Annotated in this window: 15 protein-coding genes; 8 read left to right on the top strand and 7 right to left on the bottom strand. The window is 70.6% G+C overall.

The window, feature by feature from the left end; genetic code table 11:
• Positions 1-3: 3 nt before the first annotated feature.
• The 7 genes from AB0F70_RS11935 to AB0F70_RS11965 all read right to left on the bottom strand — a co-directional run bounded on the left by AB0F70_RS11935 (position 4) and on the right by AB0F70_RS11965 (position 6,740).
• The gene (locus AB0F70_RS11935; protein ID WP_357448085.1) at positions 4-303 is read right to left on the bottom strand and encodes a hypothetical protein; all 300 of its coding nucleotides are present in this window, start codon (positions 301-303) and stop codon (positions 4-6) included.
• Between the two features lie 86 nt (positions 304-389).
• Complete coding sequence (locus AB0F70_RS11940; protein WP_357448088.1) at positions 390-1,283, bottom strand: hypothetical protein; 894 nt, start codon at positions 1,281-1,283, stop codon at positions 390-392.
• Between the two features lie 28 nt (positions 1,284-1,311).
• Positions 1,312-2,190 carry a type II secretion system F family protein gene (locus tag AB0F70_RS11945; protein WP_357448090.1) on the bottom strand — a complete coding sequence of 293 codons (879 nt, stop codon included), beginning with the start codon at positions 2,188-2,190 and terminating at the stop codon, positions 1,312-1,314.
• Complete coding sequence (locus AB0F70_RS11950) at positions 2,187-3,833, bottom strand: CpaF/VirB11 family protein (RefSeq protein WP_357448092.1); 1,647 nt, start codon at positions 3,831-3,833, stop codon at positions 2,187-2,189. Before AB0F70_RS11950 ends, AB0F70_RS11945 begins: the two co-directional genes overlap by 4 nt.
• Positions 3,830-4,690 carry a hypothetical protein gene (locus tag AB0F70_RS11955; protein WP_357448094.1) on the bottom strand — a complete coding sequence of 287 codons (861 nt, stop codon included), beginning with the start codon at positions 4,688-4,690 and terminating at the stop codon, positions 3,830-3,832. Before AB0F70_RS11955 ends, AB0F70_RS11950 begins: the two co-directional genes overlap by 4 nt.
• Before the next feature lie 5 nt (positions 4,691-4,695).
• Positions 4,696-5,400, bottom strand: a complete 705-nt coding sequence (locus tag AB0F70_RS11960; protein ID WP_357448096.1) for an SAF domain-containing protein — start codon at positions 5,398-5,400, stop codon at positions 4,696-4,698.
• A 482-nt stretch (positions 5,401-5,882) separates the two neighbouring features.
• Complete coding sequence (locus tag AB0F70_RS11965) at positions 5,883-6,740, bottom strand: hypothetical protein (RefSeq protein ID WP_357448098.1); 858 nt, start codon at positions 6,738-6,740, stop codon at positions 5,883-5,885.
• 239 nt (positions 6,741-6,979) lie between these two features.
• Between AB0F70_RS11965 and AB0F70_RS11970 the strand changes: the two genes are divergently transcribed.
• From AB0F70_RS11970 to AB0F70_RS12005, 8 genes are all read left to right on the top strand, one after another.
• A complete protein-coding gene (locus tag AB0F70_RS11970; protein ID WP_357448100.1) occupies positions 6,980-7,309 on the top strand; it encodes a hypothetical protein in 330 nt (109 codons plus the stop codon).
• Positions 7,306-8,454 carry a conjugal transfer protein gene (locus tag AB0F70_RS11975; RefSeq protein ID WP_357448101.1) on the top strand — a complete coding sequence of 383 codons (1,149 nt, stop codon included), beginning with the start codon at positions 7,306-7,308 and terminating at the stop codon, positions 8,452-8,454. The genes AB0F70_RS11970 and AB0F70_RS11975 overlap by 4 nt, the downstream gene beginning before the upstream one ends.
• A gap of 12 nt (positions 8,455-8,466) precedes the next feature.
• Positions 8,467-8,766 carry a hypothetical protein gene (locus AB0F70_RS11980; RefSeq protein ID WP_357448103.1) on the top strand — a complete coding sequence of 100 codons (300 nt, stop codon included), beginning with the start codon at positions 8,467-8,469 and terminating at the stop codon, positions 8,764-8,766.
• 111 nt (positions 8,767-8,877) lie between these two features.
• A complete protein-coding gene (locus AB0F70_RS11985) occupies positions 8,878-9,534 on the top strand; it encodes a hypothetical protein (protein WP_357448105.1) in 657 nt (218 codons plus the stop codon).
• 6 nt (positions 9,535-9,540) lie between these two features.
• The gene (locus AB0F70_RS11990; protein WP_357448107.1) at positions 9,541-13,380 is read left to right on the top strand and encodes an ATP-binding protein; all 3,840 of its coding nucleotides are present in this window, start codon (positions 9,541-9,543) and stop codon (positions 13,378-13,380) included.
• Entirely contained in the window at positions 13,377-15,371 is a 1,995-nt protein-coding gene (locus AB0F70_RS11995) for a hypothetical protein (RefSeq protein ID WP_357448109.1), read from the top strand. The genes AB0F70_RS11990 and AB0F70_RS11995 overlap by 4 nt, the downstream gene beginning before the upstream one ends.
• Positions 15,371-15,997, top strand: a complete 627-nt coding sequence (locus AB0F70_RS12000) for a hypothetical protein (protein ID WP_357448111.1) — start codon at positions 15,371-15,373, stop codon at positions 15,995-15,997. The genes AB0F70_RS11995 and AB0F70_RS12000 overlap by 1 nt, the downstream gene beginning before the upstream one ends.
• Entirely contained in the window at positions 15,994-17,295 is a 1,302-nt protein-coding gene (locus tag AB0F70_RS12005) for a M23 family metallopeptidase (protein ID WP_357448113.1), read from the top strand. The genes AB0F70_RS12000 and AB0F70_RS12005 overlap by 4 nt, the downstream gene beginning before the upstream one ends.
• Positions 17,296-17,427: the final 132 nt, after the last annotated feature.

Below are 17,427 nucleotides of genomic sequence, written 5' to 3' on the forward strand. Positions count from 1 at the left end.
GCTCTACCCGCCGCCCTCGAGCTGCGCCATGAAGCGCCTGACCAGACCCTGGATCGCGGCGCCGAGTGCGACGGCGATGCCCAGGCCGATCACGGACAGCACCACCACCTCGATCGACTCCAGGCCAGCCTCGTCGGGCTCACCGTCTCGCCCCGCGGCCAGCCGACGGCGGAGCTCCGCCGAGCGCTCGACGAAGCGGTTGTTCAGGGCGTCGACGCGACCACGCGCCGCGGCCGCGCGCAGCGAAGCACGTACGGCGGCGCGCGACGCCACCGCACGGCCCTGGCTCAGGTGCTGGTTCATGTTGACTCCTGGGGGTGCTGTCGACTTCAACAAATGGGTAAGACACGGCTCGTGTGACATCCGGGTACCTCCCGAAGCGGGCCGCATCAGGGCGCAGTCTGAAACATTGTGACCCCGATGGGGAAAATAAGCATCAAAAAGTACACGAAGACTGTCATGGTTCCCGGCACGGTCATGCGGACGGTCGCATCGTGGGCGAGCTGTTGCTCGACGTCGAGCTGGGCGTCGCGCATCGCCGCCGCCTTGGACTGCAGCTGGTCGTGGATCGCCGAACCCTGCGTGCCGGCGAGCTCCACGATGGAGGCGACCTCGCCGAGCGCATCCACCTCGACCTCCTCGCCGAGCTCGCGCAGCGCCACCCACGGCGCCTGCCCCTCCCAGCGGCTCCGCTCGAGAGCAGCGGCGATCCGCCGGAACGGCCAGGAACCGGCCACCTGCGCCGCGGCGAACGTGGCCTGTGTCGCGCCCGCGCCCGAGATGCGCTCGATCGCGAGCAGCTCGAGATAGGTCGACACCGCACGGGAGAACTCCTGCCGGGCGCGCTTCGCCTTGCTCCGAGCATCGAGGTCGGGCAGGAACCAGGCACCGAGCGCGAACACGAGCGTCACCCCGAGCGGCACCGACACCGGAATGCCCAGGTTCAGCATGCTCACGCACAGTCCGAGGAACGGCACCCCGACCAGGACGACGACCGTGCCGAGCGCCTTCTCGCCGTAGTGGTCCGTAGCCGTCTTGCCGATCAGGTCGAGGTCCGATCGGGTCGGACCCCACCGGCCGAGCACCGCGACGGGCAGCCTGCGCTGTGCCCACGCGCCGAACGTCTGGGTGTACCGCTGGGTGGCGGTCTGCTCGCCGCCGTCGGACACCGTGATGGGCTCTACCTTGTCGTCACCGCTCAGACGGTCCAGCGCGGACTGGAGCCGCGGCGTCGACGGCAACAGCTCGCGCACGACGAGGAACAGGCCGAGCCCGGCAACCACGCCACTCCCCAATGCCCATGGCCACATGTCAGGCCCCCCGCTCGTCCGGAAGGAACCGCGGGATCGGCTGCCCGAGGCTGATCTTGCGCATCCACAGCAGGCAGGCCACGTAGGCGCAGAACAGGATGACCGCCACGAGCTGGCCCAGCGCGGAGTCGTACCCGCTGAGGTACCCGGTCATCGCCGTGAAGCCGAGCACCACGAGGGTCACGATGGTCACCCAGCGCACCGTCGCGCGGCCGGTCGAGCGCTCCGTCTCGATCTCGCGCCGCGCCTTGGCCTGCGCCGAGAGCGACTCGGCGAGCTGCCGGAGTGCCGGCGCGACGGCACCCGTGCGGTTGTCCGACTCGAGGATCATCGCCGAGGCGATCATGTCCGCCGAGTAGTCGTCCATCTCGTCCGCCCACCGGTAGAGGGCGGGCTTGATGGGCTGGCGTGCCTCCAGGCGCGCCACGAGCCGGGCGACCGAAGGCCGCACGGACGGCGCCGCGCTGTGCAGGGTTGCCGCGATTCCCTGCTCCAACCCGACGGCTCCGCCGGACAGCACGCCGATCAGCGACCGCACCCAGGCGGTCAGGTCGGTCAGCTTCTCCACCTCGTTGGACTGCGTGGTGGTGCGGAACAGCGAGGGCAGGCCGACGATCAGCACCGGCACGATGAGGATGAGGGACCACCATCCGGTCACTATCCCGATCACGAGGCCCACCACCGCGCCGATGCCGAGCAGCCTGCGCTGCGCGTAGAGCGGCCCGCCCTTGGTCAGGCCGAACAGCCGGAGCAGCCCGTAGAAGGGCGGCGTGGTCCGGACGGGCTTCGGCGTCGCCTCGTACTTCTGCGCGCCGACGGCGACGAACCACAGCCCGAGGCCCAGGGCCAGGCCGACCAGCACCGCGATGAGCGTGGTCATGGGTTCCCCCAGAGCCCGTCCCGGTAGTTCAGCAGGCCCGCGTCGAAACCTTCCGCCTCCAGGTCGGCGAGGAACGACGGGGTCGTCTTCGGCACGGCGCGGCCGTTCGGGCCCGGCTCGAACACGTCGGTGATCGCCACCGGGTTGCCTGCCTCGCCGCGCGTCACCTCGATCACCTCGGAGACGTACCGACGGCGGAGGCCGTCGGCCCCGACGTCGACCCGGAGGAAGACGATGAGGTCGACCGACTGCGCCACCTGCCGGTACGCATACGTCTCGGAGAGCGTGGAGTCCTGCACGGCCATGCCGACCAGGCGTTCGACGACGTCACGCGCACCGTCGGCGTGCACCGTCGACAGCGAGCCGTTGCCCATCTGCATCGCCTGGAACATGGACACGATCTCGGGCCCGCGCACCTCGCCCACGATGATGCGCGAGATGTTGTGCCGCAGTGACTCGTACACATTGACGTTCGTGTTGATCTCGCCCACGCGGCGGCCCGAGGTATTCATCTCGCCGGAGCCCTCGCGCGTACGCAGGGCCACGACGCGCTTGTGCTTCTCGGGCTCGAGGTGCAGGTAGAGCTCGTAGTCGGTCTCGATGGTGGCGATGGACTCCCAGGAGTCCAGGCCGGCGCAGAGCGCTCGGAGCATGGTCGTCTTGCCCGACCCCTGGCCCTGCCCGGAGACGACTATCGACTTGCGCGCCCGGACCGCCGCCGTCAGGAACTCGGCGAGCACCGAGTCGATGGTGTTGTTCCGGCGCAGCAGCTCCAGGTCTACCGACTGCAGTCGCTGCAGCCGGATGGTGACCCGCGGCCACGGCACCACCCAGCCGACGGCGGCGAGCCGCACGCGACCGGGCAGGTCCAGGTTGAGGAACGGGTTGGCGCGCGTGAACGACCGCTCGTTCGCTGGGTCGCGCGCCGCGAGGAACTGCAGGAAGTCGATGAGCTCGGCGTCGGAGTCCGCGATGGGCTCCGCGTAGGCACGGCGGCCGTCGCCCATCAGCATGAGGACGGGCGCGGTACCCGTGATCTCGATGTTCTCCACGTCCGGCGTGTCGATCAGCGGCTGCAGCCGGCCGAGCCGGAACAGGGCGTCGAACAGCGCACGCGTGACCTCTACCTGGTATTCCGGGGTCCAGTTGCGCTGGCCGCCGGAGAGCAGGGCGTCGTTGTGGTCCCGCACCACCTGCTGGATCAGCTCCTGGCCGAGGGCCTCGCGCTGCTCCTCGTCCAGCTCACGTGTCGCGAGCGCCGTCGTCAGCCGTGCGGAGACCTCGCCGCGCAGGCTGTTGACCTGGCGCCAGAACTCGGAGTCACGCAGCCGCGGGTTGCCGGGCTGGCCGTGGTACTCCCGGCCGGCGCGGGCGACCGCCCCGACCCAGGGAGAGGTGCCGCCGGACGAGTGCGGAGCGCCGCCGTTCGTCGTGGAAGCTCCGGAACCGGTGGCGCGGGCGCCGCCCGCCGTTTCCACTGGCGGGTTCCGGTACAGCGGCGGAGCCTGGCGCTGGGCCTGCCCTGGACCGCTATCGCCGGCGCGGGTGCGCCGGGGCAGCCCGGAGGCCTCGCGGTCCGCCTCACGGTTCTCCTCGTGGAAGATCGGCAGCGAGGAGAGGTCGGGGAACTCCGGCGGGGTCATACGTGCCTCCCACCGTCGGCGTATGCGGGTGGGCGGCGCGGGCCGGACCCGCTGCCGCCGTCGCGCGGACCGGTGGCGAACCGGGCACGCCGCTTGTCGATGCGCTCCTGGAGGCGCGAGATCACCGGCCCTGCCGACCGGACGAGCGGTGAGGTCGGGTACCGGCGCCCTGCGGGCGACCCCACGGACAGCACCTCGGCGTTCACCGGGTCCCACGCGATCGAGCCAACGGTTCCGAGACCGAGCGTGCGCGCTATCTCGTTCGCGTCGTACGGTCGTCCGGGCCCGACGGTCAGGGCGGTGAGGTTGGTGAGCTCGCGCGCGGCGGCGTCCACCACCGAGGTACGGGACTTGACCAGCTCGCGCGTCACCGCGATGTCGGGCAGGCGGGAACCCGTGGTGATCAGGACCTGGTCCGCGAGCCGGACGAGCGGTTCGCGGTCCTCTCGCACGATGCCACCGGTGCCGAGCCGTCCCAGGTCGACCAGGACGTCGATGCCACCACGTTCCAGCGCGACCAGCTGGTTGGCGAGCGGCCCCCAGAGGTTCGCGACGGCGGGTGCGGTGTGCGGACTGACGATGCCGGGCAGCAGCTTCTTGTCCGGATCGTTTCGAACGAGAGGAATCGTCTGCCCCCAGAAGGAGGCTTCGAGGTCACCGTGGGAGTGCGCGATCGCGAGCGGCTGCAGGCCGCGGTCGTGCGGCAGCTGGCCGCGGAAGTACCCGGCGAGGATCGAGGATCCTGCCAGGTCGGCCTCCACGAGGAGCACCGGCCGAGGCCACTGGAGCGCCAGCACGAGGGCTGCCGTGGTGGTTCCCGGCGAACCCTTCGCACTGGCGAGGGCGATGAGGGCCACACCAATCACCCGGCCCCGACGGCGTCGATCACGATGGCCACGCGACCGGTCGCGGCGCGGGCCGCGAGCGCTGCCGCGTTCGACGAGGTGACCTGCACGTCGACGACTGTCTGGTCGCCGATGTCGGTCTCACCTGTGGCGACCACGGTGGCGGCGATCGCGAACGGCGCTCGGACGGGCGGCTCGCCACCGGTCGCGGGCGTCTCGACCACGCGCACGCTGTCGCCGGCCTTGAGGTCCTGGGTAGGCATCTGGTTGGGGGCGAGCGCGATGCCCACGATGGACTGCCCGGCCGGTGGCCGGAGCTCGGTCGCGACGCTGTCGGCCGTCAGGAGCTGGCCGGCCTTGAGGTCGGCCGTGGCTACCTTGCCAGTCGTCATCTCGTCGAGCTGGTCGGCGCGGACCGGCTTGAGCAGGGTCGACCCCGACCCCACGGGCAGCTCGGCGACCCCGAGGTCCGCGGGCATGATCGGGGCGCCGCGCGCGACGTCATTCGTGACCGCCAGGACCTGGTAGGTCTGCCCGAGCGAGGTAGCCAGGTACACCGACCCCAGCACGCTCAGTGCCACGAGCGCGAGCCCGAGCGCGATGAGTGCCGGCCGGCGCCGGGCGCGCGTCGGTTTGAGCGGCCCGGGGGGTGCGGGTCGCTGGGGTCTTGCCGCCGACCGGGCGTGCTGGTCCTGGTTGGCGACCTTCGTGCTACTGCTCACCGTGCCGTCTCCTCCGAGCCCGTCGGCGGAGTCCGCCTCGGGTTCCCCCGGTGCGGGACCCATCGAGGTTCCCATCCGTGCGCCTGTCTCCACCGTGCTCCCTGCCCATGCTGGTCGAGGGCCTCCTGCGGGTGTCACGCGAGTGTCACCGCAGGTAATCCTCAACTACGCGGGCGGACCCGGCAGGTTGAACGCTAATCAGCGTTCCAGGTGACCGCTAGGTCAAGGAGACTTCAAAGTTGTGGAGATGGCTTGAATATTGAGTGACCTTGAAACGATCTGCCGATTACGGGTCGATACCACGACCGTGGTGTTGACTCGGCAGGTCAGGCCATGAGAAGAGGGTCCCCCACCGCCTGGCCTGCGCAAAGGCGGGCCCGGGTGAACTTTCGGACAGACCGAGAGGGCCCCGCTGGCGGTGGGGCCCTCTCGCGATGACATGAACTTCCGACAACTTCAGGGCTTCACGCACCCCCCAGTGCTCAGCCCGTCGGCCGTCGTCGTCCCTCACCGTCCCGTTCGCCCGGCTGCCCCCCAGACAGACCACCGGACTGAACGGCTTCCGCCAGCCGTCGCACTGCGCGACTCGCCCGCTGGCGCAAGGCTGCGTGCGAGATGCCCAGCTCGTGGGCCACCCGCCGCTGATAGTTCCCGCGACCCGAGCCGAGCTCGGCGTACTCCGGGAGATCTGGGTCCGGCGCGTACAGCCGCGCCAGAAGTGCTGACTCGTCCTGCGTCAGGACGCTCTTGTCGAGGCCCCACGCGATGACGTCGAGGACCTCGCCGGTGGTACCGAGCGACATGCTCGCGAGCGAGTAGACGACGTCCGGCCCTGGCTCGGGCGTCGTCGGCCGCTCGAGGACGGTCAGCGTGCTCGTGTCGGTGGGAATCTCCGCCACCCGCGGACCGCGGCTCGCCCGCCCGCCCTGCGCGTGCGGTGCCCGGTCGCCGACGACGCGCGTCAGGGTGTGCCCCTGCAGCCGCATCGCCACCCGGCTGCTGCGCTCGAGGTCGTAGTGGGTGATCGCGTCCCACATCGCGGCGGCGGCCTCCTGCTCGAGGTCCTGCACGTCCGGGTAGTGGCGGCGGGACCGGCGCACGATGGTGCGGATCGCGGGAAGCATGCACTGCAGCACCGCGCGGCCTGCGGCGAAGCTGCCGCCCGCGTGCTCGACGATGAGCGCGTACAGCACCTTGTCGGCGTCGTCGGGGGCGAGCTGCACGGTGCCACCCGTACGCAGTCCGGCGAGCTGCGGGAAACGTCCGACGAGACGCGCGATCTCCATCGCGAACGACCGCGTACGGACCAGGTCGGCCCAGTCATGGTCAAGCTCTCGCATCAGCGTTCCTGATGCCGGTGCAGGTGTTCGTGCAGGCATGGCGATTCCCCCCTCCGTCTGCCCTGAGTCCACCGAGGGGGTGTTGCCCGCCACTGTTGCCCGCTCCGTCCGAACCTGTGTGACCTGCGTCACAGTTGGCCAAAACCCGGGCATCACCGATGTCACACGAACTGCCGACCTGCCATTTGTGCTGAGCAGACGCAAGAGAACGTAGGAGACGGAGAAACGGGAGAGGCGAGATGAGCGAGGACGAGCTCGACCAGGCGCCCGGCGCCGGACTCGGCAGCACCGACATCGGCAGTGCGGGCGTCCGCAGTGCGGATCCCGATGCACCGGACTTCGACCACACGTGGTCGCTGCTGCGCGACACCGCTGAGGTGCACGCAGCCCGCGGTGAGGTGGCGCCCTTGATGCGCGACCTCATCGCATCCCTCTCCGAGGACCCCCTCGGCGAGGAAGACACGACCGTCCGCCTGACCGAGGCGCTCGACAGCCCTCGCGTACGCAGCGCCCGTGAGGCTCGCGAGCGCATCCGCGCGGACCTGCAGAACGAGGTGCGGACGCGATGAGCTCGCTCCTCGTGCGCCGGCGCGGCAAGAAGGCGGCACAGCCGGCCGAGCTGCCTGGACCGGCCGACGGCGCCCCCGGTACCGGCTCACCCTGGGCCGGAGGACCCGACCAGCCCGCGACTCCCCCGTCGTCGGGCGGCGGAGGCGACGGCGAGAACCCCCCGCCCCAGGTGGTGGAGTGGTCCAACGGGCCCGCCCTGGTGACCAAGGCCTGGGGCGCGGTGCTCGCGCTCGCGCTGCTGGCCGGGCCCGCCGCCCTGGCGTGGACCCTGCTGCGCCCCCAGCCTGTCCCTGTGTCCGCAGCGGCCGGTGCGGCGAGCACCGCCGAGGAAGCCGCCGCGAACGAGCGTGCGGTCGAGCTCGTGGAGACCTGGCTGCGGGCCGACAGCAACGACCAGCAGCTCATCGCCTCCCTGACGAACGCCCCGGTCGGCTCTCTTCCCCAGACGGGCCTGACCATCCGCGACTCGTCGGTGGCGCAGATCGAGCCGGCGGACGACGACGTGTGGTCGGTGACCGTCGGCGTCGACGTCGCGGAGCCGGCGCCCGGTTCGACACCGCCGCCCGCGGGTGACGGGGCGAAGCCCGGCCAGGAGACCGAGGTGCCGCTCGTCTGGGTGCGCCGCTACTTCCAGGTGCCGGTCCTGGTCGACCGCACGGACACCGAGTGGTCAGGCCCCAACCTGGCGGTGACCGCCCTCGCGCTGCCCGCGCCCGTGCCGGGGCCCGCCGCGGCCGCCGAGCCGCCGGACCTCGACTACCCCGAGACCATCTCTCCGACGTCCGCCGCCGGCCAGTCGGCCGCCGGGTTCCTCGCGGCCATGATCGCCGGCGACGGCGAGATCACGCGTTACCTCCGACCCGGCACGTCGATCTCCGCGATCACCCCCGCCCCCTACACGGCAGTGACCGTGTCGGGTATCAAGGGCACGCACGAGGTCACGGACGACCCCGCCGACGACGACGGCACGCACGCCCTGATCACCGCCGAGCTCACCCGGCTCGACGGCAACAAGACCACCGCCCAGTATGTCCTCACGCTCGTCGCGCGGGACGGCCGCTGGGAGGTGGCCGGCCTCGAGCCGGCCGTCCGTATCAACACGACGCCATCCGGCACGACCGACCCCGGCACCGCCGGGGACTAGAAGGAGAGAACCATGATCAACGAGATAGTTATGGCCGGCGGTTTCCTCGACCTCATCACCGTCAAGTCCGAGGAGGTCAAGAGTGCTATCGAATCGGTGACCTTCGTGGTCGTCATCCTCATGGTCGTCATCACGGCGGTGAAGACCAAGATGTCGATCGCCGCGATCCTGATGTCCGCGATCGTCGGCGGCATCGTCCTGTGGCTGGTGAACGGAGGCATCAACGTCACCTCCGACCTCGCCAGGGACGAGTTCGACTCCGCTCCGGCGATCGTGAACACACAGATCCTGAACACGCAGAGAGTTCTCTGACGGCAGCTGGGCCGACGGGGCCAGGCATATGGGCAGGACGCTGAGGGCACGACACAGGGTTGGTCAGGTGGGCGCGTTCGCGCGCCCGGCATGTGGTGAGGAGGGTGTCCGGTGACCGAGACCGCGAAGTTCTACACGAAGGCCCGACGCATCCCCATGCTGGTGGGGAAGCTACCCAGCGGTGGGCGCATCTGGGGCGGCCCGTACACGATCACCCAGGTGGGGGCGGGCGCCGTGGTGGCGTTCGCGCTGTGGCAGACCGCCCCGTTGTGGGCGCGGCTGGGCGGCTTGATGAACATAGTGGTCGCCGTCGGCGTGGTCGTGGGTGTCGTCTGGGCAACGGGCAAGCTCCCGAGCAGCGGCCGTAACCCCGTCGCGTTCGTCATGGACGCGATGAACCTGACCACCACCCCTGGGCGATTGGCGGGCGGACAGGTATCGCTGCCCAAGCCGCGGCTGATCACCCACCGGGTGATGGTCGTGCTGCCGCGGCAGACCGTCACCACGTCCCGTGCCGAGACGGCGGCCGATCGGTTCCGGCCGGTGGCCGGGGCGCGAGCCGGAACAGTCGAGCCACAGCCCCCAGCCGTGGCCCGGCCGATCCCGACCGAGCTCCTGCCCGAGCTGACCGGGCGAGGGCCTTGGGCGGCAGCAGCAGCGGCGGCCGCCGAACGCAGGACCGCCGACCTCACCGGCGTCGGGCAGCTGCTCGCCGGCAAGCCGCAGGACAAAGACCGCACGGCCCCCACCACCCCGCGAGAGGACTGAGCCCCCATGCTGAGCCACATCTCGGCCCTGACCGACGGCCTCATGTGGACCCGCACCGGGACCGTGTGGGCGGTCTGGCGCGTGTCACCCGTGCCGTACGCATTTCAGCCCGACGACAAGAAGCACGCCGCGCGGCGGCACCACACGGCGCTCTACCGCGCGCTGCGCGGCGAGTCCCTGCACCTCGGCCTGACGGCGGCCACCGACCCGGCGTCGGTGGTGCTCTCGATGATCGAGGGAGTCGACCTGACCGAGCGCGAGGCGTGGGCCGCCGAGTGCGAGGCCACCCTCGACTTCCTCGAGCAGATCCCGATCGGACGGCGCGTCCACTGGATCGCCGCGCCACTGGCCAACCCGGGCGCGAAGGCGTTCATGGAGCCGCTGCACGCGAGCTGGACCACGCTCCAGGACACGCTGATGATGCCGCGCTCCGTGCCCGGCAGGCATGCGGTGGGCGAGCGGGCGGCGCAGGCGGAGGCACTGCGCAAGGAGATGCCCTCCGCATTCGACCCCCGGCCGGCGACGGTCGCCGAGATGGCCTGGATGTTCGGCCACGCGATGCAGCGTGGCCTGGGCCTCGACACCGCGGTGCCCGTCGACGGGTCCCTGGACGCCGAGATGCACCTGTCCGGACCCTCCGTCCTGCCGTCCGCACTGGTGGACCCCGCCGGACAGACCGACTCCGAGAAAAAGCTTGGCCCGCTGCAGATCCTGAAGCGGCCCTACGTCAAGGTGATCGACCCGACCAACCCAGAGCTCGCCTCGTACCAGACGACGCTCGTGGTGAGCGATACGCCGTCGGGCGGGATCGTGTACCCGGGCTGCGAGTGGATAGGACGCATCGACGAGTCGGGAGTGCCCTGCGACTGGGCGATCCGCATGACCGTGCGGTCCCGCGACGAGGTGACCAACCGCAACCGGCGCGCCGTGCGCACCCTGAACGACCAGTTCGACCAGCGCTCCGAGGAGGAGCGCGCCGGATCCTCCCTCGACACGACCGCACGTGCGCTGGGCGAGTACCAGGCGGTGATGGACGCGGACGAGCTCGAGGTGGAGGTAGACGCCACCACGATGTTCACGGTGTCGGGCCACACCCCGGAGCAGGCGCTCGACGACGCCCGCGACCTGACCAAGTACTTCGCCGCCATGCAGTTCTCGCTGCGCACCGACCCCACCATCCAGCCGACGCTGTTCGACGCCACCCTGCCCGGCATGCCGACGCCGCGGGCGGTGCGGGAGTACTCGCAGATCACCACCGCACGGGCCTTCTCGGCGGCGGTGCCGTTCGCCACGACGGAGCTCGGGGACACCTCCGGCGCGCTGTTCGCCCTGGAGATCTCGAACGGAGCCGCGCGACCGAACCCGGTCTTCGTGAACCTGGCGGGCGCCACCGACAAGCTGGACGTCGCGCTGGCGATGGGATTCGTCGGCGAGCTGGGCGCGGGTAAGGCGCTCGCGCTGGACACACCCATCCCGACGCCGAGCGGCTGGACCACCATGGGCGACCTGGCGCCGGGCGACCGTGTCTTCGACGAGAACGGAGTACCGACCGAAGTCGTCGGTATCTCGCCAGTCATGCGGGACCACCAGTGCTACGAGGTCGTCTTCTCCGACGGATCGACGATCATGGCCGACGCCGAGCACCTGTGGACAACAGTTCCTCGTCGCGCGCGCGACCACCAGGCAAAGCTCAACCACAAGCGCAAGCAGCGCGGCGAGGCGCCCGTCGACCTGCTCGACGTGACGCTCGACCTGAGTGGACCCGGGTGGCACGAACACGGCACGGTCGCAACGACCGAGCAGCTCCGCGAGACACTCCTGGCGGGCAAACAGCTCAACCACGCGGTACCGGTCGCCGGCGCCCTGGAGCTTCCGCCCGTGGACCTCCCGATCAATCCGTACTACCTCGGCCTCTGGCTCGGCGACGGGAGCGCATGGCGCTCCGAGATCACCACCGCAGACCCCGAGGTACTCACCCGCCTCGAGCTGTGCGGGTACGAGGTCAGGACGCTGTCGGCGAAGTACGCGTACGCCGTCCGGCTCCCGCACGAGGTGGACGACGTCTTCACGCCGGAGCAGCGGGCCTGCATCCGGTGCGGAGACCAGTACGTCGCGCGGTACGAGCAGCGTCGTTATTGCGGCAAGGTATGCGAAGCCGCCGGGCGCAAGGCCGGTGTGCAGCCCTTGCCGCCGCGCCAGTGCGGCAGGTGTGACAAGCCGATGCTCAGAACCAGCACCGGCCGACGGTGTGCGGACTGCCGCAAGGCATCCTCCATGACCGGACGGCTGGACTCGCTCCGCGTTCTCAAGAACAAGCACATCCCGATCGCGTACCTGCGCGCAGGAACGATCCAGCGGAGGAGCCTCCTCGCCGGGCTGATGGACTCCGACGGCACCGTGTCGCCGTCGGGCAGCGTGGAGTTCACAAACACGAACGAACAGCTGGCGCGTGACGTCCATGAGCTCGCACTGTCACTCGGGTACCGCTCGGCGCTCCGGGAGGGGCGCGCCCGCCTGAACGGGCGGGACATCGGTCCGAAGTGGACTGTCACCTTCACGACCACCGACGACGTCTTCATGCTCCAGCGAAAGGTCGATGCCCACCTGGATCGCGGTGAGAAGGTCAGCCGCGCACGGAATGCCTACCGGTACATCACCGAGATCCGGCCGGTGGAGTCCGTCCCGGTGCGGTGCATCCGGGTTGCGGCGGAATCAAGCCTGTTCCTGGCGGGCGACGCGATGATCCCGACCCACAACTCGGTCAGCATGAAGACGGTGGCCATGGACAACGTCGACATGGGTGCCACGCTCATGGCGGTGGACCACACCGAGATGGGCGAGTGGGGTGTCGCCGTCTCGGAGATCCCGGGCTCACAGGTGGTCGAGATCTCCGAGGACGCCACGGTCTCCATGGACCCGCTGCGGATCCTGCCACCCGCCCAGGCACCCCGTGTGGCCCGTGCCTTCATCACCGTCCTGCTGTCGGTGCAGACCAAGTCCGAGCAGAACGTGCTGCTGTCCAAGGTGCTCCAGACCGAGTACATGTGGCGGAACAAGATCACCTCGCTCGGCTCGCTCGCCCGGCACCTCGAGGAGGACTGCGAGTACGCGGGCGCCCGGATGCTCGCCGACGAGATGCGGATCTTCTCCGAGCTCGACTTCGGCCGCGCCCTCTTCGACGACTCGCTGCCGCCGCTCGACCTGAGCTCGCCGGCGATAGTGCTGCACACCCACAAGATGCAGCTGCCCTCGAAGGCCGACATGGAGCACGGGCACCTGTTCGCTGAGCTCAAGGCCGAGAAGGTGTTCGGCCGGGCCACGTTCGCGCTGATCGCGGCGCTGGCCAGGTACCGCTGCTTCGCCGACCGCTCCCGGCTCGACATCTTCGCCGCCGACGAGGCGTCCAAGACGATGTCGTCGCCGGAGGCGGCCGAGGAGATCGGCATGTTCATCCGGGACGGCCGTAAGCACAAGGCCGCCCTCCTGCTCGGCAGCCACGACGCGGAGGAGGACTTCGGCAACGAGGTGGTCCGCGGGCTGATCCCGTTCCGCGTGCTGCTGCGCCACCGGGACGCCAACCTCGCGCGCCGCGGGCTGCGCTGGCTCCACGGGTTGCCCGTGACCGCCCCGGTGGACGAAGGACTCGTCAAGCTCGTCACCGAGGGCACCGCCCCGGTGACCGACGCCGCCGTCGGCGTGACGGAGGAGCGGCGGGGCGAATGCCTCATCCGCGACTTCCAGGCCCGGTACGGCCGCGCCAAGGTCATGGCACCGTTGGTGGAGTCGCGTGCACAGACCGTCAAGACCACACCGACGAGCTCAACGGGCGCGGTGATCGGGTCATGATCCGGCTGGCGCCGCTCGCGGCAGCGGCTGATCCAGGCGGTGGGCTGAACCTGGAGGACACCCAGGGCGTGAACATCGACCGGTTCATGCTCCAGTGGGACACGGGTTCGCCGTGGAACCCGCTGAACGTCGACTCCGAGATCTTCTCGACCCTCGCCGGCATGTTCTGGGTCTGGTACCGGGACATGGTCGCCGTGCAGATCTGGGTGCTCGACTGGGTGCTCGGCATGGACTGGCTCGGCTACATCCTGGCGCCGCTCGCGGGGCTGAGCATCATCATCCAGGGCATGATCGCGCAGATCGGCCTGCTCAACCTGATGCTGATCATCCTGGCGTTCGTGGTGGGCTTCTGGCTGCTCAAGGGCCGGTACGCGGGCGGGTTCATGGAGCTGTTGATCGGCTGCCTGATCGCCGCCCTGGCCACGGGGTTCCTCGCCAACCCGATGGCGACCATCGGCGGTGAGCAGGGCGTCATCATGCAGTCGCGGAACGCCGGCATGGACATCGCCACCGGTTTCGCGACGGAGGGTGCCTCGTTCGAGCGCGACTCGGTGGCGATCCGCGAGGGTCTCAAGGGCCAGCTCGTCGACACCCTGCTCCGCGCGCCGCACCAGATCATCAACTACGGCACGGTCATCGACGGCACGGGCTGCGAGGACACCTACACCGAGAACGTCGGCCGGGAGAACGCTGTCGAGGCGATCGGTGGCTGTGACGAGGCCTACCAGGAGGCGGCGTCCACCGTCGACGCCGGCACCGTCGTCTCGACGCTCAGCCTGCTCACCACTGGCTTCGTGTTTCTGCTGCTGTCCGTGGTGATCGTCGGCGGCACCATCTTCGCGGTGCTGCTGCTGGGCTGGTCGGCGATCAAGCTGCTGTGGCAGCTCCCCGTCGGCGTCATCTCCAGCGGTACGCGGGCCCAGCTCTTCCGCACGTTCGCGAGCGTGGCGTTCGGCGCGGTCCTGGTGGCCATGGCCACGATGTTCCTGGTCGCGTGGATGAGGATGCTGCTCGGCTTCTACGACGCCACGAGCGGCCTGCCGTTCCTGGTCCGGCTGTACCTGTTCAACACGCTGGTCATCGCGGGCGCCGTCTTCTACGTGCTCATGGGCGCCAGCGTTCGCCAGGCCCTGCGCGGCCTCGCCGACAAGCTCGCGGCCGCCGGCGTCTCCTCACAGGTGGGCGAGCCCGCCGCGATGCCGTGGGACGGCACCGCGAAGTGGCGCGACCGCTACAACAAGGCGAGGGAGTGGGCGGGCGTCGGCATCGGGCCCGCCCCGGTGAAGCCGAACGGCGACGGCGTCCAGATAGACGGCAACGACATACAGGCCGCCGGCCCGTCCGCCATGGACGGGACTCCTGGTGGCGGGCCGGTCGGCAGCTCGGCAGGGGGCAGCGGGGGCATGTCGAACGGCGCGCCGGGTGACGACAACCGCACGGTCCCCATCCCCGTGGGCGCCGCCGGACAACCGGTAGGGCCCGACGGCGCCCCGACCGGCGGGGACGGCAGCGGCAACGCCTGGACCACTGCCGCACGTACCGTCCAGGACGGTTCGCCCGACGGCGGACGCGCGGGCACCGAGCCGTTGCCGGACGGGACGAACGCCGGTGAGAAGCCGTCGAACGAGCCCAGCCCGCACCTGCCGCCGACGGCCGGCGAGCGCCTCAGCGACCGGCTGGGCGGCGCACGCCGCACGGGGACCTCGGTAGCGCTGCAGGCGGGGGCAATGGTCGCGAGCGGTGGCACGTCCGGCGCAGCCGTCGGCGCCTCCAAGGCGCTCAGCGTGGTGCAGAAGGCCCGTCAGGCCAAGCAGGCGCTCGGCGCCGCGCGTGGTCTCGGCAAGCGGGGTGAGCGGTCGAAGAGCGCCGCCCGGCTGGCCCAGTCGCTCAACGCGGCACGTCAGGGTGGGGCGCCGCAGGCCGGCGGGCCGCAGCCGTCGGCGATCGTCCACAACCCCGGCCGCCGTCAGATGCGAGGGCTGGGCCGCTGATGAAACGTGTAGTCATCGTGGTGATCACCGTGGTCGCTCTCGCGATCGGGACCTGGATCGGCTGGCCGCGCGAAGGCGGCTTCGTCGACCCGACCGCGCAGGAGAGTGACGGTGTCGTCACGCCAAGGGGGCAGGACGACTTCGCGAATCCCGAGGGCTCCCCCGAGAACGAGACGGGCGAGGTCGCCGCCACCGAGGAGGTCGAGGGCGAGCCGGGCGCCGGCGACCCCGCTGTCGAGGTGACCGCCGAACCGGAGTTCGACGAGACGGCGCCCAGCGAGCCGGTCGAGGCGATCTGGGACGAGACCGTCCGGACGGCGGCGCGCGAAGCGGCGCTCGCGACGATCACCGCGTTCGCGGCGACCGACCAGACCGCGGACGCCTGGTGGGCAGACCTGAAGCCGCTGCTCACCCCGCAGGCCCGGCCCGTCTACCAGGACGTGGACCCGCGGCTCGTGCCGGTCACCGAGGTGACCGGTGACCCGGAGGTCACCGACGAGACGTCGACGCTGCTCGCCGAGGTCGCGGTACCGACAGACATCGGCGCCTACACGGTGCTCCTGACCCGGGCGGACGGCGCGGCCCCCTGGCTCGCCGAGCAGATCAGGCCGCCGGAGGGATCGTGAACGGGCGGGCCGCCGCCGGGATCGCGACGCGTGCGGTGTCACAGGCGGTCCGGTCCGGAGGCGGACGGCCTGGCAGAGGCAGGAAGAAGGACGATCCGGCCAGGCGCGCGATGCTGGTGCTGGCCGTGCTGGTCGCCGCCGTCATGGCGGTGCCTGCCGCGGTGATCGCGATGGTCGTGCTCGTGGGTGGCGCGGTGAGCGAGAACCAGTCGCAGAACGGCTGCAGCATGTCGGCCTCCGTGGTGCCCGCGGACGGTCAGGCGACGTCGGCCGGCGGCTTCACGGGCGAGCAGCTGCAGAACGCGACGGTGATCCTCCAGGTGGGCCAGGACCGCGGGGTGCCGGCCCGCGCCCAGGCCATCGCGGTGATGACGGCGCTCGGCGAGTCCGGCATGCGCAACTTGTCCTACGGCGACGACCGGTTCGGGGTGCGCAACCCCGACGGGACGCTCACGTCGTCGATAGGCATGTTCCAGGAGCAGAAGTGGTACGGGACCGTCGAGGAGCGCCTCGATCCCGTGCAGTCGTCGGGCAGGTTCTACGACCGTCTGCTCGCGGTCACCGGCTGGGAGACGCTGGAGCCGACGCTTGCCGCGCACAAGGCGCAGCGCAATGCCGACCCGCACCACTACCAGAAGTACTGGGACCAGGCTCTCCAGGTGATCCAGCTCGTCAGCGGGGCTGACAAGCAGGATCTCGCGGCGCTCTCCCGGTCCATCCAGGGTGCGGCGGCCGGCGCGCCGTGCATGTCCGGCTCGGTCGGGCACGCCGTCGTCGGCGCCGGTGGGTGGGCCAACCCGGCGGTCGGTGCCAAGGCGTCGGGGTTCGGGCCGCGCAGCACGGGCATCGCCGGCGCGTCGACCTACCACCTGGGCCAGGACATCGCGGCGTCCTGCGGTACGCAGGTGTACGCGGCCGCAGCGGGGCGCGTGGTGATCTCCGGAGCGACCGGTTGGGGCACCGGCAACACGATCCGCATCGAACACGGATTGGGCCTCGACTCGACGTACGGACACCTGCTCACCGGCACCAACCTGGTGCGGGTCGGCGAGACGGTGCAGGCCGGGCAGCAGATCGCGTCGATGGGCGGCGACTCGCGCATCGACCCGGCGGGCGCGGGCACGTCGTCGGGCTGCCACCTCCACTACGAGGTGCGGGTCAACGGCCAGGCGGTGGACCCCGAGCCGTTCATGGCCGCGCAGGGCGTGACGCTCGGCGTGGCCGCACCGGTCACGGAGTCGGTGTCTCCCGGAGACGCGACGGACTCCGGGGAGCCCGCGGACGCGTCGGGGAGCTGACGTCTCGCTGGCGGGGCGAACGACTGCGGGCCGAACCGATGATTTCTGCTGACCGCAGACGTCGGTAAAAAGAGGTCGCAATCATCGGAGGGAATACCCGACGATGTTCCGGCGTCGTTTAGACGTAGGTCG

The sequence above is a fragment of the Promicromonospora sp. NPDC023805 genome (assembly GCF_040639635.1).
Taxonomy (GTDB): domain Bacteria; phylum Actinomycetota; class Actinomycetes; order Actinomycetales; family Cellulomonadaceae; genus Promicromonospora.